The 20,398-nt window shown below is 69.9% G+C and carries 20 protein-coding genes; 9 read left to right on the top strand and 11 right to left on the bottom strand.

Translation table 11 applies throughout. The annotated features are described in order from the left end of the window. Positions 1-20: 20 nt before the first annotated feature. Positions 21-1,043 carry a biotin synthase BioB gene (gene bioB, locus ON39_RS11775; protein ID WP_040733602.1) on the bottom strand — a complete coding sequence of 341 codons (1,023 nt, stop codon included), beginning with the start codon at positions 1,041-1,043 and terminating at the stop codon, positions 21-23. Between the two features lie 208 nt (positions 1,044-1,251). On the opposite strand from bioB, the gene ON39_RS11770 reads away from it, so the two are divergent. Then, positions 1,252-1,836 carry a TetR/AcrR family transcriptional regulator C-terminal domain-containing protein gene (locus ON39_RS11770; RefSeq protein WP_040733601.1) on the top strand — a complete coding sequence of 195 codons (585 nt, stop codon included), beginning with the start codon at positions 1,252-1,254 and terminating at the stop codon, positions 1,834-1,836. A 115-nt stretch (positions 1,837-1,951) separates the two neighbouring features. Here ON39_RS11770 and ON39_RS11765 read toward each other — a convergent pair whose 3' ends face one another. The 5 genes from ON39_RS11765 to ON39_RS11745 all read right to left on the bottom strand — a co-directional run bounded on the left by ON39_RS11765 (position 1,952) and on the right by ON39_RS11745 (position 7,210). Further along, a complete protein-coding gene (locus tag ON39_RS11765) occupies positions 1,952-3,301 on the bottom strand; it encodes an LLM class flavin-dependent oxidoreductase (RefSeq protein ID WP_040733600.1) in 1,350 nt (449 codons plus the stop codon). Continuing rightward, positions 3,298-4,053, bottom strand: a complete 756-nt coding sequence (locus tag ON39_RS11760; RefSeq protein ID WP_174412514.1) for an ABC transporter ATP-binding protein — start codon at positions 4,051-4,053, stop codon at positions 3,298-3,300. The genes ON39_RS11765 and ON39_RS11760 overlap by 4 nt, the downstream gene beginning before the upstream one ends. Then, complete coding sequence (locus ON39_RS11755) at positions 4,029-4,883, bottom strand: ABC transporter permease (RefSeq protein ID WP_040733599.1); 855 nt, start codon at positions 4,881-4,883, stop codon at positions 4,029-4,031. The genes ON39_RS11760 and ON39_RS11755 overlap by 25 nt, the downstream gene beginning before the upstream one ends. Beyond that, positions 4,883-5,977, bottom strand: a complete 1,095-nt coding sequence (locus ON39_RS11750) for an ABC transporter substrate-binding protein (protein WP_040733598.1) — start codon at positions 5,975-5,977, stop codon at positions 4,883-4,885. Before ON39_RS11750 ends, ON39_RS11755 begins: the two co-directional genes overlap by 1 nt. Positions 5,978-6,040: 63 nt before the next feature. Further along, positions 6,041-7,210: an alpha/beta fold hydrolase gene (locus ON39_RS11745; RefSeq protein ID WP_040733597.1), complete on the bottom strand. Its 1,170-nt coding sequence runs from the start codon at positions 7,208-7,210 to the stop codon at positions 6,041-6,043. A 307-nt stretch (positions 7,211-7,517) separates the two neighbouring features. Here ON39_RS11745 and ON39_RS11740 point away from each other — a divergent pair, with 307 nt between their 5' ends. The 3 genes from ON39_RS11740 to ON39_RS11730 are packed head-to-tail and all read left to right on the top strand — an operon-like array spanning position 7,518 to position 10,609. Then, positions 7,518-8,549, top strand: a complete 1,032-nt coding sequence (locus ON39_RS11740; RefSeq protein WP_040733606.1) for a FecCD family ABC transporter permease — start codon at positions 7,518-7,520, stop codon at positions 8,547-8,549. Beyond that, a complete protein-coding gene (locus tag ON39_RS11735) occupies positions 8,546-9,538 on the top strand; it encodes an ABC transporter ATP-binding protein (RefSeq protein ID WP_246002999.1) in 993 nt (330 codons plus the stop codon). Before ON39_RS11740 ends, ON39_RS11735 begins: the two co-directional genes overlap by 4 nt. Before the next feature lie 45 nt (positions 9,539-9,583). After that, complete coding sequence (locus ON39_RS11730) at positions 9,584-10,609, top strand: ABC transporter substrate-binding protein (RefSeq protein ID WP_040733596.1); 1,026 nt, start codon at positions 9,584-9,586, stop codon at positions 10,607-10,609. 380 nt (positions 10,610-10,989) lie between these two features. Here the strand turns inward: ON39_RS11730 and bioD are convergent, their stop codons facing one another. The 3 genes from bioD to ON39_RS11715 form a co-directional block, all read right to left on the bottom strand. Continuing rightward, positions 10,990-11,664: a dethiobiotin synthase gene (gene bioD / locus ON39_RS11725; protein WP_040733595.1), complete on the bottom strand. Its 675-nt coding sequence runs from the start codon at positions 11,662-11,664 to the stop codon at positions 10,990-10,992. Positions 11,665-11,754: 90 nt separating this feature from the next. Continuing rightward, positions 11,755-12,903: an 8-amino-7-oxononanoate synthase gene (locus tag ON39_RS11720; RefSeq protein ID WP_040733594.1), complete on the bottom strand. Its 1,149-nt coding sequence runs from the start codon at positions 12,901-12,903 to the stop codon at positions 11,755-11,757. 42 nt (positions 12,904-12,945) lie between these two features. Then, positions 12,946-13,425 (bottom strand): MarR family winged helix-turn-helix transcriptional regulator, encoded by a 480-nt coding sequence (locus ON39_RS11715; RefSeq protein WP_040733591.1) that lies wholly within the window; start codon positions 13,423-13,425, stop codon positions 12,946-12,948. 61 nt (positions 13,426-13,486) lie between these two features. On the opposite strand from ON39_RS11715, the gene ON39_RS11710 reads away from it, so the two are divergent. Further along, entirely contained in the window at positions 13,487-13,861 is a 375-nt protein-coding gene (locus ON39_RS11710) for a cupin domain-containing protein (protein ID WP_040733604.1), read from the top strand. 1 nt (position 13,862) lies between these two features. Here ON39_RS11710 and ON39_RS11705 read toward each other — a convergent pair whose 3' ends face one another. Further along, on the bottom strand, positions 13,863-15,149 hold the full coding sequence (locus ON39_RS11705; protein WP_040733590.1) for an adenosylmethionine--8-amino-7-oxononanoate transaminase: 1,287 nt from the start codon (positions 15,147-15,149) through the stop codon (positions 13,863-13,865). A 159-nt stretch (positions 15,150-15,308) separates the two neighbouring features. On the opposite strand from ON39_RS11705, the gene ON39_RS11700 reads away from it, so the two are divergent. Continuing rightward, positions 15,309-16,253 (top strand): bifunctional helix-turn-helix transcriptional regulator/GNAT family N-acetyltransferase, encoded by a 945-nt coding sequence (locus ON39_RS11700; RefSeq protein ID WP_040733589.1) that lies wholly within the window; start codon positions 15,309-15,311, stop codon positions 16,251-16,253. Between the two features lie 3 nt (positions 16,254-16,256). Here ON39_RS11700 and ON39_RS11695 read toward each other — a convergent pair whose 3' ends face one another. Continuing rightward, positions 16,257-16,697, bottom strand: a complete 441-nt coding sequence (locus ON39_RS11695; protein ID WP_040733588.1) for a MarR family winged helix-turn-helix transcriptional regulator — start codon at positions 16,695-16,697, stop codon at positions 16,257-16,259. A gap of 30 nt (positions 16,698-16,727) precedes the next feature. On the opposite strand from ON39_RS11695, the gene ON39_RS11690 reads away from it, so the two are divergent. The 3 genes from ON39_RS11690 to ON39_RS11680 all read left to right on the top strand — a co-directional run. Then, positions 16,728-17,276, top strand: coding sequence for a cupin domain-containing protein (locus tag ON39_RS11690; protein ID WP_040733586.1), 549 nt, complete (start codon positions 16,728-16,730; stop codon positions 17,274-17,276). 60 nt (positions 17,277-17,336) lie between these two features. Then, positions 17,337-19,457 carry a glycogen debranching protein GlgX gene (gene glgX, locus ON39_RS11685; protein WP_040733585.1) on the top strand — a complete coding sequence of 707 codons (2,121 nt, stop codon included), beginning with the start codon at positions 17,337-17,339 and terminating at the stop codon, positions 19,455-19,457. 11 nt (positions 19,458-19,468) lie between these two features. Continuing rightward, a partial coding sequence (locus ON39_RS11680; RefSeq protein ID WP_255219259.1) for an alpha-amylase family glycosyl hydrolase occupies positions 19,469-20,398 on the top strand: 930 nt, incomplete at its 3' end.

Raw genomic sequence — 20,398 nt, 5'->3', positions numbered from 1 at the left:
GACCTTACTCATGGGTCCTGCTACAGGGTTTCGTTGAGCGCCTTGATCGGCATCTTCAACTCGCCGAGCAGATCGAGATCCGCCTCGGCGGGCCTGCCGAGGGTGGTCAGGTAGTTGCCGACGATGACGGCGTTGATGCCGCCGAGGATGCCCTGCTTGGCGCCGAGGTCACCGAGGGTGATCTCGCGACCGCCCGCGAAGCGAAGGATGGTGCGCGGCAACGCGAGCCGGAACGCGGCGACCGCGCGCAGCGCGTCGGCGGCGGGCAGCACCTCGAGGTCGCCGAAGGGGGTGCCGGGGCGCGGGTTGAGGAAGTTCAGCGGCACCTCGTCGGGTTCGAGTTCGGCCAGGTTCGCCGCGAATTCCGCACGCTGCTCCAGTGTTTCGCCCATGCCGAGGATGCCGCCGCAGCAGACCTCCATGCCCGCGGCGCGGACCATGCGCAGCGTGTCCCAGCGCTCTTCCCAGGTGTGCGTGGTGACCACGTTGGGGAAGTGCGAGCGCGAGGTCTCCAGGTTGTGGTTGTAGCGGTGCACGCCCATGGCGGCGAGTTGGTCGACCTGCTCCTGGGTGAGCATGCCGAGCGAGCACGCGACCTGGATGTCGACCTCGTTGCGAATCGCCTCGACACCGGCGGCGACCTGCGCCATCAGTCGCTCGTCGGGTCCGCGCACCGCGGCGACGATGCAGAACTCGGTCGCGCCGGTCTTCGCGGTCTGCTTGGCCGCCTCGACCAGGCTCGGGATGTCGAGCCAGGCCGCGCGCACCGGCGACTGGAACAGGCCGGACTGCGAGCAGAAGTGACAGTCCTCGGGGCAGCCGCCGGTCTTGAGGCTGATAATGCCCTCGACCTCGACCTCGGGGCCGCACCATTTCATCCGCACGTCGTGGGCCAGGGCGAGCAGATCTTCGAGGTGCTCGTCGCCGAGTCGGAGCACCTCGAGGGTCTGCCGCTCGGTCAGTCCTTCGCCGCGCTCGAGCACCTGCTCGCGGGCGGTCGACAGAATGTGCGGGGTGGTGGGTGCGACTGGGGCCTGGGTCACTGCGCGAATCCCTTCGTTCGGCCGAGGTGGCCGGGCAACTTGAACAGCGTTCAGGCTACAACTTGAACGGCGTTCAGGCTAGGGTGGACGGCACAGGGCGTCACAACGAGGCAGAGTCCGCGTGGGCGACCGGCGAACCGGGAGACGGTAGCCTGCGTAACCACGACGGAGGCCGCGCGCGCCGCCCTCGGACAGGGAAGGAATTCGGGTGCAACTGCACAGAGCGGATGTGGTCGACGGCGCCGTCGCGATCCTCGACCAGTACGGCCTCGCGGACCTGACCATGCGCAGGCTGGCCGGCTCGCTCCAGGTGCAGCCCGGCGCGCTGTACTGGCACTTCCCCAACAAACAGGCCCTGCTCGGCGCGGTCGCGGACAAGATCCTGGCGCCCATGGCGGAGCCGATCGTCGCGACCGAATGGTCCGGCCAGCTCAGTGAATTGGCGCACCGGCTGCGCGACTGCTTGCTCGCCTACCGCGACGGCGCCGAATTGGTCTCCGCCACTTACGCTTCCAGGCTCACCACGAGCAAGGGCCGGGAACGCATGGCGAGCGCGGCCATTCGCGCGGGCATGCCCCGCCACGAGGCCGAGCTCAGCTCCTTCACGCTGCTGTACTACGTCCTCGGCCAGACCGTCGACGAACAATCCAGGATGCAGATGGACTCCGCGGGCGCGCTTCCCGACGACGACACGCCTATCGACGAAACCCCCGACGCCACAGCGCGTTTCGACTTCGGGCTGCAACTGTTCATCGCCGGGGTCCGGCACCTGCTCGGCACCGAGGTTCGCTGAAGCGCATCCGGCACGCCGCATGCATTCCTACGCGCCGCACACGCACTGACACACCAACACCTCCCGATTCGGCGCACATGAAATCGCGTGCGGCGAATCAGGAGACGTGCGGGTGTCAAGAGGTCAGCGCGGGCTCGGGCGCGGTCCTGCCCGCCGGGCGGGGCAGGCCGAGATGGTCGCGGAGGGTGGTGCCGGTGTACTCGGTGCGGAAGAGGCCGCGCTGCTGGAGGATCGGGACGACGGTGTCGGCGAAGACCTGTAGTCCGCCCGGGTAGTAGGGCGGCATGACGTTGAAACCGTCCGCCGCCCCGCTGCGGAACCATTCCTCGATGGTGTCGGCGACCTGCTCGGGTGTGCCTGCGAACACCCGGTGTCCGCGGGCGCCCGCCAGCCGGTGCAGCAGCCCGCGCACCGTGGGCCGCTCGCGTTGCACGATGCCCGCGACAACCTGCAGTCTGCTGCGGCCGTTGTCGGTGACGTCGCCGGCGTCGTCGAAAAGATCCACCGGCACCGCCTCGTCGAGCGGGAGGTGGTGCAGGCTCTTGCCGACGATGTTCTCCAGTTGCGACAGACCGTATTCCGGCACGGTGAGCTCGTTGAACTCGCGCTCGAGCCGCTTGGCCGCCGCCTCGGTGTCGCCGATGAACGGGCTGATACCGGGCAGGATCTTCACGTGCTCCGGATCGCGTCCGAAACCGCGGGCTTGCGCCTTGATGTCGGCGTAGAACCGCTGCGCGTCCTCGAGGCGCTGGTGCGCGGTGAAGATCGCCTCGGCGTACTTGCCCGCGAACGAGCGGCCCTCGTTGGACGCGCCCGCCTGCACGAGCACCGGGTAGCCCTGCGGCGTGCGCGGCGCGTTGAACGGCCCACGCACGCTGAGGTGTTCGCCGACGAAGTCGATCGGGTGGATCTTGTCCGGATCGGCGTAGACGCCGCTCGCCAGGTCGAGCAGGATGGCGTCGTCCTCCCAGCTGTCCCAGAGCGCGACCACGGCGTCCACGAACTCCCTTGCCCGCGCGTACCTTTCGGCGTGGTCGGGGTGCCGGTCGAGGCCGAAGTTGGCGGCGGCCAGGTCGGTTCCGGTGGTGACGATGTTCCAGCCGGCCCGGCCGCGCGAGATGTGGTCCAGCGTGGAGAACAGCCGCGCGAGATTGTAGGGCTCGTAGTAGGTGGTGGAGGCGGTGGCGATCAGGCCGAGATGCGTTGTCGCCGTGGCGATGGCGGTGAGCAGGGTGATCGGCTCGAGGCCGGAGCCCGCGTTGTGCTTGACGTTGGTGCGCAGCGCGGGCCCGTCGGCGAAGAACACCGCGTCGAGTTTCGCGGCCTCGGCGGTCCGGCCGATCTCCTGGTAATAGTCGACGTCGTAGATTCGACCGGGCTGGCTGTCCGGGTGCCGCCACGCGGCCTCGTGGTGACCGGACGGGTAGATGAACGCGTTGAGACTGAGCTGACGCGGAGTACTCATGAGGCTTGCTTCTCTTCTTCGTGGGTGCTCGGCCGGGCGCCGACGCCGAGGCTGGCCAGCAGCAGGGAACGGTGACGGATGAAGGCCGGATCGCTGTGCGTGCGCGGGCGTTCCAGCTCGATGCGCTGATCGACGGCGATGCGGCCCTCGTCGAGCACGAGCACGCGGTCGGCGAGCAGCACCGCCTCGTCGACGTCGTGGGTGACCAGCAGGACGGCGGGCCGGTGCCGGGCGCACAGGTCTTGCAGCAGCGCGTGCATCTTGATCCGGGTGAGCGCGTCCAGCGCGCCGAACGGCTCGTCGGCCAGCAGCAGCTCCGGCTCGCGCACCAGCGAACGGGCCAGCGCGACCCGCTGCTGCTCGCCGCCGGAAAGCTGTCTGGGCCAAGCTTTTTCGCGTCCAGCGAGGCCGACCTCGGCGAGCGCGGCACGTCCACGCTCGGCGGCGCCGCCACCGCTGGTGCCCAGGATCACGTTGTCGAGCACGCGGATCCACGGCAGCAGCCGCGAATCCTGAAAGACCACGGCGCGTTCGGCGGGCACGGTCAGCTCGCCCGAGCCCGGCACGTCGTAGTCCAGCTCGGCGAGCGCCCGCAGCAGCGTGCTCTTGCCGGAGCCGCTGCGCCCGAGCAGGGCGACGAACTCTCCGCGCCCGATGTCGAGGTCGATGTCGCGCAGCACGATCCGCTCGCCGAACCCACGGCGCAACGCGCGGGTGCGTACGACGCTCAGTCCCCCAGTGTCTGTCGCCATGACAGCGCCTTCCTTTCCACCGCGCGCACGGCGAGATCGCCGAAAAGCCCGAGCAGGCCGTAGATCACGAGCCCGACCACGATCACGTCGATCTGCCCGTACGTGCGGGCCTGGGTCATCAGGTAGCCGATGCCGCTGGTGGCATTGACCTGCTCCACCACGACCAGGGCCAGCCAGGCGATGGTCACCGCGAGCCGCAGCCCGATGAAGAAGCCGGGCAGCGAGCCGGGCAGCGCGATCCGGCGGATGAAGCCCCAGCGCGAAAGGCCGACCGTCTGTGCGAGTTCCACGTACCGCGCGTCGACGCTGCGCAGATAGGCGTGGGTGTTGAGGTAGACGGGGATCGCCACGCTGGTCGTGATGACGAGCAGCTTCATCTCCTCGCCGATGCCGAACCACACGATGAACAGCGGGATCAACGCCAACGTCGGAATGGCGCGCTTGATCTGAATCGGCCCGTCCACCAGCGCCTCGCCGATCCGGCTCAGCCCCGCGACGAGCGCGAGCACGAGTCCAACGAGCACGCCGATCACCAGTCCGCTACCGGCCCGCTGCACCGAGGTGAGCAGATTGGACTGCAACCTGCCGTCGGCGATCAGGTCACCGGCGGTCTGGGCCACCGTCCACGGCGCGGGCAGCGTCTCGGGATCCAGTGCGCCGGAGGCGGATCCGAGCACCCAGGCGGCGATCAGCAGCGTGGGGCCGAGGGCGGCGCCGAACGGAATCGGCCGGCCGGGTCCGAGGCGCGGCCGCGCGGGCTTGCGCTTGGCCAGCGCCGGTGTGGCATTGCGTCCGAGCCGGTGCCATACGCCGGCGTCCAGCGTGGCCATCACCGCTGCCTCGGCTCGAACGCGGCGCCGCTGGCGGTGACCGCCTCGGTGACCGCGGCGTCGTAGCGCAGGTCGAAACCCTTGGCCGCCTGCACCTTCTTCGGCAGCTCGCCCACCTTGCCGATGGCGTCGATGGTGGCCTGCTGCCGGTCGATCAGCTGCTGGTCCAGGTGCGGAAAGGTGAAGGTGCCCAGCGAGTCCACGATGCGCTTGGCGTCCTCGGGGCTCACCTTCTGGTTGTCCACGTAGTACCTGCGCGCCCACTCCTCCTGATGAGTATTGACCCACTGGTTGGCCCGCACGAAGGCGGCGACGAGGGCGCGGACCGCGGCCGCCTTCGCCGGATCCTGCGTCACCGCGCGCCGGGCGTACAGGTAGCCGAGGCCGCCGTAGATGCCCTCGGTCTGCGCGTCGGGGATCAGCGCCGCGCCCGGAGTCCGCAGCAGCCGAGTGACATTCGGCTCGATCAGCGGCGCGACGTCGACCTGCGCGGTGCGCACCGCGTCGAGGAACTCGGCGAGCTGCAATCGGATCAGTTGCACGTCAGCGGGTTTCAGCCCGGCCTTGTCCAGGGCGCGCAGCACCGCGGCCTGCTGCGCGGTGCCCTCCGCGTAGGCGATCTTCTTGCCCTTCAGGTCGGCGAGCGTCGTCACCGACTTTCCGGGCGCCACCGCGAGTTTCAGCGCGGCGGGGCTGGTCTGATACGCCGCGACGATCGGCACGTCCTGCCCCGCGATGAGCGCGTGGATCGGCGGGACATCGCCCACCTGCGCGGCGTCGGCGGCGCCGGCGCGGAAGGCCTCCAGAATGGCCGGGCCGCCCACGAAATTGGCGAACTCGACCTTGAACGGCAGGCGGTCCAGCTCGCCGGATATCCGGAGCACCGACTGCAAGCGCTCGGACTGATCGGCGAGGACCAATTTGGTTCCGGCCGGAACCTCAACGGGCAGCGGCGCGTCCGCGGCGACGGGACCGACCGGCTTGTCGTTGTTCGCGCAGCCGGTGAGTCCGAGGGTCGCAACGGTTGCCACGGCGAGCAATGCGGCGGTGGTGCGGCCTTGGCGGCCGAACAAGAACGTGCGTGGTCGATACATGCACGGATTCAAACAAGACAAAACCGGCCGGAACACCGTTTGTCTCAGCCTGGTTCGAACCCTTCAGCGCGGTGCCGCCGCCGCCTGCGTCGCCCTGACCTGTGCCTGGTACCGCTCGATGAACGGCACGATCTGCTGCTCGATCACCGTGTTGTACTCCACCGGCCGCTGCATCGGGTTTGCGTGCCCGGTGTTTCGCGCGAGCACCACCGACAGCGTGCCGTCCACCCCGCCGGACTGCTCGATCAGCACCCGATGCGAGTACTCGACGTCGACCACCCGGTCCCGCTCCGGGTCGCGCGGGCGGATGAAAACGATGGCGGGGCGCGGCTTTCCGTCCGCGGGCGCGGCGAGCGCGCGCAGATCGCCCGTCGCGCCGCCCGCCACGATCGCGGTGAACTGTGACTCGATCAACCCGTTGCTCGCCGCGTTGCGCGAGAAGATCTTCTCCCGCAACACCTCTCCCAGCACATCGCGGAAGCCGGCGAAGCGGATGCCCGGAGGTATGCCACGACCGCCGTGATAGACGAAACGGTCACGGCGCGCATAGGTTTCGACGGCGATCCGCAGCAGCCTGCTCTCGCGCGCGCCGGGGAGCCAGCGCATCCAGCGCACCATGTCCTCGCCCGCGCCGCGGCTCTCCGGGCGGACCGCGTCGAGATCGACCGGGGTGCAGTCGAGGACGACGCCGACCAGGCGGCGGTCGCTGTCGAGGTGGACGTGCTTGGCGACCTCCAGCGCGATCACCCCGCCCATGCTGTGCCCGACCAGCACGATGTTCTTCAACCCCGACAGCTTGGTGGCGTGCACGATCAGGTCGGCGATCACCTTGGTGTCGATGCCCTCGTTGTCGTAGCGGATGGCCCACACCACGCCCATGCCGCGCAGTGAAGGGAGGGCCGCGGCGGTCGCGCTGGCGTCCAAGCCGCCGAGCCCGACCATGTCCACCACCACGGTGTCCCAGTCCTTCGGGTCGATGGGCGGGGCGACGGGCAGGATCGCCGGATCGGTGTGCGCCAGCCGGGCCTGCTCCGGCTCCACGTCGAAGGTCAGGTACTGCGCGAAGACGACGAGTACGGCGGCGAGCAGGGCGATCACCCGGAGCACCGCCGACCTGGTCCGGCGCAACGTCTTCCACTCGTGCCACAGGCTGGTGTCCCGTAGCCGGGCTTTGCGTCGCGCGTCGTCCCAGTCCGTGACGGTGGACGGGTGCCGATCATCGAACGGCGACATCTCTCCCACTGTAGGTAAGGGTGTGCGGCGCTGCCATGCCACGCGCGACCCGGCGGCGGGCGTCAACCCGACCGACCGGTAGAGTTCCCCCGTCATCCCTGGCGGGTGCGAGAATCCGGTGCAATCCCGGAACGGTCGCGCCACTGTGATCGCCCTCACCGGCGAGAGTCAGACCTCCCCTGCCAGGACAACTCTGGAGAGGCCGCGACTTGCCTGTGGAGCACGACCGACGCGCGCGCGTAGCGGGCGAATCATGTGCCGACGCACCTCGGCGCAGCCGATGGCCGAGCGTCGGCGAGGTGCCGACATGACCCGCGTCCGCACAGCGATCGCCTTCCCCGTCCTCGGCGCGCTACTGATCTGCGCGATGATCCTCGCCACCGGCTTCGGCGCGGAGACGCTGCCGGTCGGTTCGGTTCTGGAGGTGCTGCGGCACCGCGTCACCGGGCAGTCGCCCGCCGACTTCGGCCTGGACACCATCGTGTGGCAGCTGCGGGTGCCGCGCACGGTGCTCGCCGCGATCGTCGGCGCCGGGCTCGCGCTGGCCGGGGCCGCCATGCAGACGCTGGTGCGCAATCCGCTCGCCGACCCGTACCTGCTCGGGGTGTCCTCGGGTGCGGGGGTCGGCGCGGCGGCGGTCATCACCTCCGGGCTGTTCGCGGGTGCCGGGGTGTGGGCGCTGTCGGGCGGGGCGCTCGTCGGCGCGTTCGTCGCGGCCGGGCTGGTGTTCGCGATCGCGATCGCGCAGGGCGGGCTGACGCCGTTGCGGCTCGTGCTCACCGGAACCGTGCTCGGCTCCGCGTTCGCCGCCCTCAGTAGCTATCTCATCTTTCGCCGTCCCGATCCGGCCGCGGCCCAGTCCGTGCTGTTCTGGCTGCTCGGCAGCCTCGCCGGGGCGGACTGGACGCGAATCGCGTTGCCGCTCAGCGTCGTCGCACTCGCCGGGCTCGCGCTGTTCGGCGCGAGCGGATGGCTCGACGCACTGGCCGGCGGCGCGGACACCGCCGCCGGACTCGGCGTGCCGGTGAAGGAGCTGCGCATCGCCCTGTTCGTGCTGCTGGCGGTGCTGGTCGGGGTGCTCGTGGCGGTGTCGGGCGGCATCGGTTTCGTCGGTTTGGTCGTGCCGCACGCCGCGCGCCTGCTGGTCGGCCCGCGCCACCGCGGACTACTGCCCGCCTGCGCCCTCTGCGGCGCGCTGTTCCTCGTCGTCGCCGACGCCGCGACCCGAGTCGTGGTGCGCCCCACCGAGATCCCCGTCGGCGTGCTGACCGGCCTGATCGGCGCGCCCGCGTTCCTGCTCTTGATGGGGCGACGACGGTACCGGTTCGGTGAAGCGTGAACGGACGCGATCGACGTGAGGCGGCGTACGGGCGCGAGCAGGATCGCGAGGCCGACGCCCACGAGCACGCCGACCACCCACCGCACGCGCTCCAGTCGATCGAGCGCCAGGCCGGCACCCACGAGCACGACCACCCGCCGCACATGGCCGAGCCGATCGGGCGCGAGGCGGCAGGCAGGCGGGCGAACGATCCCGGTTCGTCCCAAAATTGCAGCGGGGCAGGCGCATTGGCGGTGCACGAGCTGGCGTGTGCGGTCGGGCGGCGGGTCGTGGTTTCCGACGTGACGTTCTTCATAGAACCCGGCGAGACGATCGGGATCGTCGGGCCGAACGGCACGGGTAAGACGACGCTGCTGCGGGCGCTCGCGGGGGTGCGGCGGCCGGTGCGTGGCCGGGTGACCGTGGATGGCAAAGTGCTGCACGAGATGTCGGCGCGGCGGCGCGCGCGAACGGTGGCCATGGTGGCGCAGGACGAGCAGCCGTCCGCCGATCTGCGCGCGGGCGAGGTTGTCGCGCTGGGGCTTACGCCCTATCTACCGCCCTGGGGCGCCGGCTCGCCGCGCGAGCGGGAGGCCGTCGAACAGGCCTTGACCACAGTGGATTTGGCCGGGTTCGCCGACCGCCCGGTCCATCGCCTCTCCGGCGGCGAACGCCAGCGGGTGCTGCTGGCCCGCGCGCTCGTGCAGGACACCCCGGTGCTGCTGCTGGACGAGCCGACGAACCACCTGGACATCACCCACCGCCTGGAACTGCTCACCCTGACCCGCACGCTGCGCCGCACCGTCGTCATGGCGCTGCACGACCTGGCGCTCGCCGATCGCTACTGCGACCGAATCCTGGTGCTGCACAAGGGCGCCGCGCACCCGCTGAACCCGCCCGCCGCCGCGCTCGCCCCCGAGGTGGTCGACGAGGTCTTCGGCGTGCGCGCCCTGCGCGTCCCGCATCCCGAGACCGGCGTGCCGCACCTGTTGATCACCCCGCGCTCCTGATGTTCGAGCGCTCTCGTTCCTGCTGATTGTCTCGAAAGGCGATATATGAAGCACACTTTGCGCGTAGTCGCGGCGGTCGCGCTGGCCGCCGCGGTCGCGGGGTGCGGTACGCAGAAGGCGACCGCCGGTGACCTCACCCTCCGCAATTGCGAAGTGGACGTGCGGTTTCCGGCGCCCGCGCAACGGTTGTTCGTCAACGACGGAAACCTGATCTCGATGGCGCTGGCGCTCGGCGCGCAGGATCAGGTCGTCGCGGTGTCGAGCGTGCAGCGGGACGCGGACACCCTGCGCAGGCACTACGGCCCGGCCGTCGATCAGCTGAAGTCCGTTGCGCCGGAATATCCCTCGCGGGAGACCGTGCTGGCGCAAGGCCCCGACGTGATGGTCGCGGGCTGGAGCTACGGGTACGACGAGGCCAAGAACCTGACCCCGGAGTCGTTGGGCAAGGCCGGGATAGCGGCCTACACGCTCACCGAGAGCTGCCGTCAGCACAATGGCGAGCGTCCGCGCGGCATCGTCGAGCCGTGGACGGCGCTGCGCACCGACCTCACCAACCTCGGCGCCATCACCGGCCGTGCCGAGCGCGCCGCCGAGGTCACCGCCGACCTCGATCGACGGCTCGCGGCGCTCGGCGGCGCGCCGCAGGCCGAGCGCAAGCCGACCATCTTCCTGTTCGACAGCGCCACCGACTCCCTGATGTCCAGTGGCAGTTTCGGTGCGCCGCAGGCGATCCTGGACGCCGCGGGCGGACGCAACGCGCTCAGCGACGTGCCCGACACCTGGACCAGGGTGTCCTGGGAGCGCCTGGCCGCCGCCGACCCCGACGCCATCATGTTCGTCGACTACCCGCCGCAGACCTTCGACCAGAAGGTCGAGGCCCTGCGCGCCAAGCCCGGCATCAACCAGCTCCGCGCCGTCACCGAGGGCCGCTTCCTCAACCTGCCCTACGCCATGTGGACCAGCGGCCCCCTCAATATCGACGCCGCCGAACAGATCCGCAAGCGACTCGAGACCTGGAACCTGGTCCCCACCTCCACGATCCAGCCCCGCGCCGACGACACCGTCCGCTGAAACCCGCTGGGCCGCGCAAGTTCACGGCATAAGGCTTGTTCTCGAAGTCCGGCCGAATGTATCCGAAGTCGCCTGGCCAGACGTGCGCCGCACGCCAAGGGGAGCAGCGCACGGCAAGGCGTCCGCCACCCGGCAAGGCGTCCGCCGCACGACAGAGCGATCATTGCGCGGCAAGGCGATCGGCCGCGGCAGGGCGTTCGCCAGGCGCACAGAGATCGGCATCACGGCAAAGCGTCCGCGGCGCGCAGCAGGGCGTTCACCGGGCGGCAAGGCATTCACCTGGAGGCAAGGAGGGGAGCCCATGCCAGGTTGTATCCGCGACGACGACGCGGCTAGGCGGCGATGCAGCCGGGATGCGCCAGGTGGACATCGACGCCGGTTTAGGCGAACGGCGACCAGGTCGGCTCGAACCAGCCGCGCGCTGCGGCGGTGAACCTGGCACGGTCCCAAGCACCCGCACCGGCGGGCACGGCTCCGACGAGGTCGACGCCGGTGACCCGGGGCAGGTCGATTCGGTTGCACTCGGCTGCCAAGTCCGGCTCGGCGGGCCACGAGCCGATGACCACGCCCGCGCATCGCACGCCCGCCGAGGCCAGTGCGCGGGTGGTCAATTCGGTGTGGTTGAGCGTGCCGAGGCCTGCGGCGGCTACCACAAGTACCGGCGCGTCGAGCTTTTGGGCCAGGTCGAGCAGGGTGAAATCGCCGAGTCGCACCAGCAGTCCGCCCGCGCCCTCGACCAGGGTGAGCTGGGCGTCGGCGAGCGCCGTTATCCCCGTGACGGTTTCGGCCAGTGTGAGTTCGGGCAGTCCCGCGCGCCGGGCGGCGGTGTCTGGGGCGAGCGGGTCCGGGTAGCGCGCGAACTCCACGGTTCGGGTGACGCCGGTGAGGCGCTCGATCTCGGCCAGGTCGCCGGGTTCGCCCGGGGCGACTCCGGTTTGGCCCGGCTTGCACACCGCCACCGACCTGCCTTCTGCCATGGCGAGGGCGGCGACGGCCGCGGTGACCACGGTTTTGCCGACCTCGGTGGAGGTTCCGGTTACCAACAGAATGCTCATCCGCGCACCGCCTTTGCGATTACCACGATCGATAACAGATTCACGGGACCGACCGGCGCGCTCATGCCCGACGCCCCGCCGCCGCGACACTCATGCGCGAACCAGTCCGCGTGCCTGGACCAGAACATCTCCGAGAACCGTTGCGATGGTGTCCATCTCACCCGGCGTGAGGTTGGCACGAGCAGTCAGTCGCAGCCGCGACGTACCGTCCGGCACCGACGGCGGCCGAAAGCACCCGACGTCGAGCCCCCGCGCCCGACATGCCTGCGCCGCTTCGTAAGCGACCTGAGCCGTGCCCAGCACCACCGACACCACCGCCGAATCCGGCACGGACACAGCGGCTATCCGCGCTATGTCGGCGGCCCGTGCCAGCACCCGGCCCGCCAACTCGGGCTCCCGGCACAACACCCGCAGCGCCGCACGCGCCGCGCCGACCGCGGCGGGCGCGAGCCCCGTGTCGAAGATGAACGTGCGCGCGGCATCGATCAAATGCGCCCGCACCCGTTCGCTGGATAGCACCACACCGCCTTGTGCGGCAAGGGATTTCGACAGGGTGGCGGTGATCACCAGGTCCGGTGCCCCGGCCAAGCCGAGTTCGTGCACGAGCCCACGCCCACCGACGCCACGCACGCCGAGCCCGTGCGCCTCGTCCACGACCAGCACCGCGCCCCGCGCCCGGGTGACCCGATGCAGCTCCACCAGCGGAGCGAGATCACCGTCGGCGCTGAACACCGAGTCGGTGAGCACCAGCGCCCGGTCCTCGGTCCGCGCGGCCAGCACCCGATCGACCGCCTCGACATCGCCGTGCGCGGTCACCTCGACCCGCGCCCGCGACAGCCGGCACGCGTCGACGAGCGAGGCGTGGCTGCCCGCGTCGGAGACCACCAGCGCCCCGCGCCCGGCCAGCGCGGTGACCACGCCGAGGTTGGCCGCGTAACCGGAGGCGAAGACGAGACCCGCTTCCGCACCGACGAATTCGGCCAGCTCCCCTTCCAGCAGCTCGTGCTCCGCCGTGGTCCCGGTGACGAGCCGGGAGCCGGTTGCGCCCGCGCCCCAACGCCGCACCGCCTCGACCGCGCCGTCGATCACCTCGGGGTGGCGAACCAGCCCGAGGTAGTCGTTGGAGGCGAGGTCGATCGACGGCGACCGCGCCGCCCGGGGTCGGAGTTCACGGCGCAGCCCGGCGGCCACCCGCGCGGCCGCGCGCTCGTCCAGCCACCTCAACGGATCGGTAGTCACAGCTCCGGAGCATACTTGAACACCGTTCAAGATGCATAGCGCTCATCCGCCGAACCAGTTCGGCGTATCGAGCCCGAACACCTCCCCCGGCGCGACCGTGCGCAGATCCCGCTCGAGTTGCGCGAGCCGCTCCGCGCCGAGCTGCCGCGCCCAGCGCGCGTGTATCCGATCGAAGGTCCGCGCGGACCGGTTCAGCACGTCGAGCGCGCGTTCGGTGAGCGTGTAGACCTTGCGCCGCGCGTCGGCCGGGTCATGTCCACGCCGCAGGTACCCCGACCGCTCGAGCGCCTCGATGTGCTTGCCCGCGGCCTGTTTCGAAATGCCGAGGGCCCGGCCGAGATCGGCGGCGGTGCAGCCGTGCGGGCCGCCCGCACGGCCCACGGCCTGAAAGATGAAGCCGTGCATCGGCCGCAGCTCGGCGTGCCCGTGCTCGGCCAGGTCGGCGTGCACCTCGTCGACGACGGCACGGAAGCCGAGCAGCATTCGCAACGGCAGCTCGTACCCACCCGCATCACTTGACATATTGGACAACCTCGTTGACTATATGGACAACCTGATTGTCTATCTTATGGAGCGCCAGAGCATGACCCTCATCCGACACACCGAAACCCGCCGCACCGAGACCCCCGCCGGCGTCATGACCACCCTCGCCTCCCCCACCCAGGGCGGCACGGCGCTCGCACTCTGGCGGGTCGACGTCCCCGCCGACCGGACGGGCCCGGTCCATTTCATCGACACCGAACAGATCTGGACCGTCACCGCGGGCAGCCTCACCGTCGATCTCGACGGCACGAAACTCACTGCTGCCGAAGGCGATACGGTCATCCTGCCCGCCGACCTGCCGCGTCAGGTGAGCGCGGGCGCGGAGGGCTTCACGGCCATCGTCACCGCGCAGGCGAGCGCGAAGGCGGGCGTGCCCGGCGGCGACTCGATGGTCGTGCCGCCGTGGATCGCCTGAGCTACACCGCAATTCGGGTCTGCGCCGCGACGGCGGCGCGCATCCCGGCGGTGACCGCCGCGACGTCCTCGGCGGTGCTGATGAACGGCGGCATGGTGTAGACCAGGTTTCGGAACGGCCGCAGCCACACCCCGGCCGCCACGGCGGCGTCGGTCGCGGTGCGCATGTCCACCGGCCGGTCGAGTTCGACCACGCCGATCGCGCCGAGCACTCGCGCGTCGACCACGCCGGGCAGCCCGCGCAGCGGGGCGAGTCCCGCCTCGAGCCCCGACTCGATCCGCGCCACGTCGCCGCGCCACTCCCCGGCCGTCAGCAGTTCGAGCGAGGCCACCGCGACCGCGCAGGCCAGCGGGTTGCCCATGAAGGTCGGCCCGTGCATCAGCCCGCCGTGCCCCGCGCTGATCGTCTCGGCGATCGACGCGGTGCACAGCGTCGCGGCCAGGGTGAGATACCCGCCCGTCAAGGCCTTGCCGACACACATCACATCGGGGTGCACGCCCGCCTGATCGGCCGCGAAAAACGTTCCGGTGCGGCCGAATCCGGTCGCGATCTCATCGAAGACGAGCAGCACGCCGTGCATGTCGCACAACTGGCGCAGCTCGGTGAGGTAGCGCGGGTGATGCCAGCGCATACCGCCCGCGCCCTGCACCACCGGCTCCACGATGACCGCGGCGAGTTCGTCGGCGTGGTCTTCGAGCAGCCGCTCCAGCTCCGCCACGTACTCCGTCTCGAACGCACGCGGCGGCATCGGCGCGAAGACCTGATCGACCAGGACATCGGTCCACAGCGAGTGCATGCCGCCGGTCGGGTCGCACACGCTCATCGGCGTGAACGTGTCCCCGTGATAGCCGCCGCGCCAGGTGAGCAGCCGCCGCTTGCCCGGTCGGCCGAGCGCGCGCCAGTATTGCAGGCACATCTTCACGGCGACCTCCACCGATACCGAACCGGAATCGCACAGGAACACCTTGTCCAGCCCGGCCGGAGTCAGCTCGACCAGCAGTTCGGCCAGCCGCGCGGCGGGTTCGTGGGTGAGACCGCCGAACATCACGTGACTCATCCGCCGCGTCTGCGCGACCAGCGCCGCGTCGAGCACGGGGTGCCGATACCCGTGGATGGCGGCCCACCACGAGCTCATTCCGTCGATCAGTTCCCGACCGTCGGCCAGCCGCAGGCGGGTGCCCGCAGCCTCGGCGACGACCAGCGGCTCGGTCGTCGCAGGAAATCCGCCGTAGGGATGCCAGACATGCTCGGCATCGATGGCGGCGATCTCGGCGGGGGTCAGTGCCACGGGAATCCTCGCGATCGAGCGACGCGCCCGCGAAGTCGCGGGCTTGAACGCCGTTCAAGTTACCACCAGAGCTGCGGGCCGGCTCGATTCCCGGTGCCGATCGGCAACTTCGGGTTATTCTTTGACTGAGTCAACGATCAACACGAGAACGGAGCCGTCGTGACCACCGTCGCCGCCACGGACATCGCCGCAGTCCGGGAATTCAACCGCCGCTACACCCGGGTCATCGGCGTGCTCCGCGAAGGACTGCTCGACAGCGAGTACTCGCTCACCGAGGCGCGAATCCTGTTCGAGCTGGCCAACTCCGGGGTCGTCGAGGTGGTGAACCTGCGCCAGACACTGGATCTCGACGCCGGCTACCTGAGCCGCATCCTGGCGAACTTCGAGAAGTCGGGGCTGATCCAGCGCAACCGCTCCGACAGCGACGGCCGCCGCCAGGAGGTGCGACTCAACGCCCGCGGCAAGGAGATCGCCGCGGTGCTCGACCGGCGCTCCAGCGACGAGATCGGCTATCTGCTCAACGCCAAACCGCCCGCCGCGCGAGCCCGCTTGGTCACGGCGATGAACACCATCCAGCAGATCCTCGACCACCCGGCCAACGCGGTCGCCGCGCCCCCTTTCGTCCTCCGGGAGCCGAAGTCGGGCGACTACGGGTGGGTCATCGAGCGGCACGCCCGGCTCTACGCCGACGAATACGGTTGGGACGGAACGTATGAGGAACTGATCGTGCGCATCGTCGCCGACTACCTCGCCGGGCGCGACGAGCGACGCGAGCGCGCCTGGATCGCCGAGTCCGGCGGCGAGCCGGTGGGCAGCGTCTTCTGCGTCGCCGAGAACGAGACGACCGCCCGGCTGCGCCTGCTGCTGGTCGAGCCGACCGCGCGCGGCCTCGGCATCGGCGCCGCGCTGGTCGAGGAGTGCCTGCGCTTCGCCACCGCGGCGGGCTACCGCGAGATCGTGTTGTGGACCAACGACGTCCTCACCGCGGCACGGCACATTTATCAGCGCGCGGGTTTCGAACTGGCAGAAGAGAGTCCGCACCACAGCTGGGGCGCCGACCTGATCGGCCAGACCTGGCGGCGCTCACTCACCCCGCCCGAGTAAGGCTCATTCGGCGTCGAGCGCCTCGTTCACCGCGGCGAGCGCCCGGCGCAGCTCGGCGAGCCCACCACTGCCCAGATGCTCGGCGATCATCCGCTCGATGGTCCGAATCCGTTGCGCCGCAACGCCCAGCGCCGCCTCGCCTGCCTCGGTCAGCACGACGAGTCGCGCGCGCCGATCGGACGGGTCGACCTGACGCTCCACCAAACCGCAACGCTCCAAATGGGTTACCAACTCCCCCATCGACTGCTGGGTCATGCCCGCCGACTCGGCCAGCGCGGTGATCCGCGAACCGGCCGGGTCGAGGTGGCGAAAGACGGTGTAGTGCGCGGGGCGCAGCTGATCGTCGAGGCGGGCCCGCAGTTCAAGGTTCAGGGCGCGCTCGTAGGCGGCGGTGGCCCGGCTCAACAATTTGAGCAGCGAGGCGTCCGGGTTGCTCGTTGACACAATATGAAGGATACCTTTATAAATTGTCCTATGGAAGACAACCCGACCCTCACCTTCCGCAACGGGCATCGGGTCACCCTCGTCGCCTCGGGCACCGACGAGCACGGCCCGTACCTGCGGCTTCGCCACGAGTTGCCGCGGGCCGAGCGGCAGGCGGGTCCGCACTGGCACCCCGTGCTCACCGAGCGCTGGACGATTCGCCAGGGCCGCACGCGATACAAGATAGACGGCGTCGAGCACGTCGCCGATCCGGGCGACACGGTCACCGCACCCGCCGGAACGGTGCACGAATTCTGGACCGAAGCGCCCGACACCGTCCTCGACCACGAGATCCGCCCGCCGCTGCGGCACTGGGAGATGTTCGAGCTCTGGTCCAATCTGGACAGGGCGGGCAAGACCACCGCGGGACGCGTGCCGCGCGACCCGCTCGCCATGGCGTTGCTGTGGGAGTACCAGGACGGCTACCTCGCCGGACTCCCGCGCTGGGCCCAGCGCGCGGTGCTGGGCGGGCTGGCCCGCCTGGCCGTCCGGCTCGGGTACCGGCGACGCTGGCTGGACACCCGACCAGCCCTGCGCTGACCGGCCGGGTCGCAACCCACCCGCGCCGAGCGATCGGCCGCTGCCGCTAATGTCGTTGCTATGGCTCAGCCCGACGCAGCGTCCGGTGACGCGACCCCCCTCGGCGTGTGGCCCGGCACCGCATACCCGCTCGGCGCGACCTACGACGGGGCCGGCACCAACTTCTCGGTCTTCTCCGAGGTCGCCGACGCCGTCGAGTTGTGCCTGATCGCCAGGGACGGCACCGAGTCCAGGGTGCCGCTCGACGAGGTCGACGGGTACGTGTGGCACGCCTACCTACCCGCGGTCGGCCCGGGTCAGCGCTACGGATTCCGGGTGCACGGCCCCTACGACCCGGACCACGGATTGCGCTGCGACGCGAGCAAACTGCTGCTCGACCCGTACGGCAAGGCGTTCGACGGCGAGTTCGACAACGACCCCTCGCTCTACACCTACGGCCTCGACTCGCTCGGCCACACCATGGCAGGCGTGGTGATCAACCCGTACTTCGACTGGGGCACCGACCGCGCGCCGAACCGCCCGTACCACGAGACGGTGATCTACGAGGCGCACGTCAAGGGCATGACCGCCACCCACCCCGACGTCCCGGAGGAGTTGCGCGGCACCTACTCCGGCATCGCGCACCCGGCGATCATCGAGCACCTGAAGGGCCTCGGCATCACCGCGATCGAGCTGATGCCGGTGCACCAGTTCCTCCAGGACCGCGTGCTGCTCGACCAGGGGCTGCGAAACTACTGGGGCTACAACAGCTTCGGCTATCTCGCCCCGCACAACGAGTACGCCGCCATCAAACGCGCCGACTCGGCCGTGACCGAGTTCAAGGCCATGGTGCGCGCGCTGCACGCCGAGGACATCGAGGTGATCCTCGACGTGGTCTACAACCACACCGCCGAGGGCAACCACCTCGGGCCGACCATCGGCTTCCGCGGCATCGACAACGCGGCCTACTACCGCGTCCTCGACGAAGACCCTTCGCGCTACATGGATTACACCGGCACCGGCAACAGCCTGAACGTGCGGCACCCGCACACGCTGCAGCTGATCATGGACTCGCTGCGCTACTGGGTGCTGGACATGCACGTCGACGGCTTCCGCTTCGACCTGGCCGCCACGCTGGCCCGCGAGCTGCACGACGTCGACCGCCTGTCCACGTTCTTCGATCTGGTGCAACAGGATCCGGTGGTCAGCCAGGTGAAGCTGATCGCCGAGCCGTGGGACGTGGGCGAGGGCGGCTACCAGGTCGGCAACTTCCCCGGGCTGTGGACGGAGTGGAACGGCAAATACCGGGACACCGTGCGCGATTACTGGCGCGGCGAACCGGCGACGCTCGGCGAGTTCGCCTCCCGGCTCACCGGCTCCTCGGACCTGTACGAGGCCACCGGCCGCAGGCCGAGCGCGAGCATCAACTTCATCACCGCGCACGACGGGTTCACCCTGCGAGACCTGGTGTCCTACAACGAGAAACACAACGAGGCCAACGGCGAGGACAACCGCGACGGCGAGAGCTGGAATCGATCGTGGAACTGCGGGGTCGAGGGCGAGACCGACGACCCGCACGTGCTCGCGTTGCGCGCCAGGCAGAGTCGTAATCTGCTGGCCACGCTGGTGCTCAGCCAGGGCGTGCCGATGCTCGCGCACGGCGACGAGATGGGCCGGACCCAGCACGGCAACAACAACGTGTACTGCCAGGACTCCCCGCTGGCCTGGATGGATTGGTCACTGATGCAAAAGAATTCGGACCTGCTCGAATTCACCCGCAACGTGATCGCGTTGCGCACCGAGCACCCCGTCTTCCGGCGCCGTCGCTTCCTCGACGGCAGGCCGGTGCGGTCGAAGGACCGCGCGCGCGACATCGCATGGCTCACCCCGGAGGGCGCGGAGATGACCACCGCGGACTGGGACAGCGGATTCGGCAAGTCGCTCACCGTGTTCCTCAACGGCAAGGGCATCCACGAACCCGGCCCGCGCGGCCAGCGGATCACCGACGACTCGTTCCTGCTGTGCTTCAACGCCCACGACGAGGCCTTGGAGTTCACGCTGCCCGACACCGACTACGGCACGCAGTGGGATGTCGCACTGGACTGTTCGACGCCGACCGGCCACTCCGACGCGAGCTACCCCGCGTCGGCCACCGTGCCGGTGGTCTCCCGCTGCCTGCTGGTCCTGCGCCACGCCGGATGACCAGACCACCGATGACCACACCGGAAGCCCCCGAGACGCACGTGACCGATCCGCTCTCGCTGCGCCGCACCCAGGCCAGGCCGACGACGATCCGCAGCACCTACCGGCTCCAGCTGCGCCCGGACGCGCTGACCTTCAGCGACGCCAGAACGATCGCGGAATATCTACAGCAGCTGGGCATTTCGCACCTGTACCTGTCGCCGATCCTCACCGCTGCGCACGGCTCGACGCACGGTTACGACGTCACCGACCCGACGACGGTGTCGGCCGCGCTCGGCGGACCCGTCGGGTTCAAGGCGCTCTCCGACGAAGTCCGCAGCCGCGGCATGGGTTTGCTCGTCGACCTGGTACCCAACCACGTCGGGGTGGCCGACCCCCGGCAGAACCCGTGGTGGTGGGACGTGCTGCGCAACGGGCGGGAATCGGCGTTCGCGCACTACTTCGACATCGACTGGAGTCCGGGCAACGGCGCGGGCGGGCGCCTCGCGCTGCCGGTGCTGCAGAGCGAGAACGACCCGGCGGCGCTGACCGTGGACCGCTCGGGCGCCGAACCCATGCTGGCCCTGCATGATCTGCGCTTCCCCATCGCGCAGGGCACCGACGGCGACAACGCGCTGCGCATCCACGACAAGCAGCACTACCGGCTGGTGAGCTGGAAGGCGGGGGTGTGCACCTACCGCCGGTTCTTCGCGGTGAGCAGCCTCGCCGCCATCCGCCAGGAGGACAACGAGGTCTTCGAGATCACCCACCGCGAGCTCGCCGCCTGGTGCGAGCACGACCTCATCGACGGCGTCCGGATCGACCACCCGGACGGATTGGCCTATCCGGCAGCCTATCTCGCGCGGGTGCGCCGACTGATCGGCCCGAACCGGCTGCTGCTGGTGGAGAAGATCCTGGCCAACCGGGAACCGCTGGACTCGACCCTGCCGGTCGACGGCACC

The sequence above is a fragment of the Nocardia tenerifensis NBRC 101015 genome (assembly GCF_000308715.1).
GTDB lineage: Bacteria > Actinomycetota > Actinomycetes > Mycobacteriales > Mycobacteriaceae > Nocardia > Nocardia tenerifensis.
This window is presented reverse-complemented; position numbering and strand designations above follow the sequence as displayed.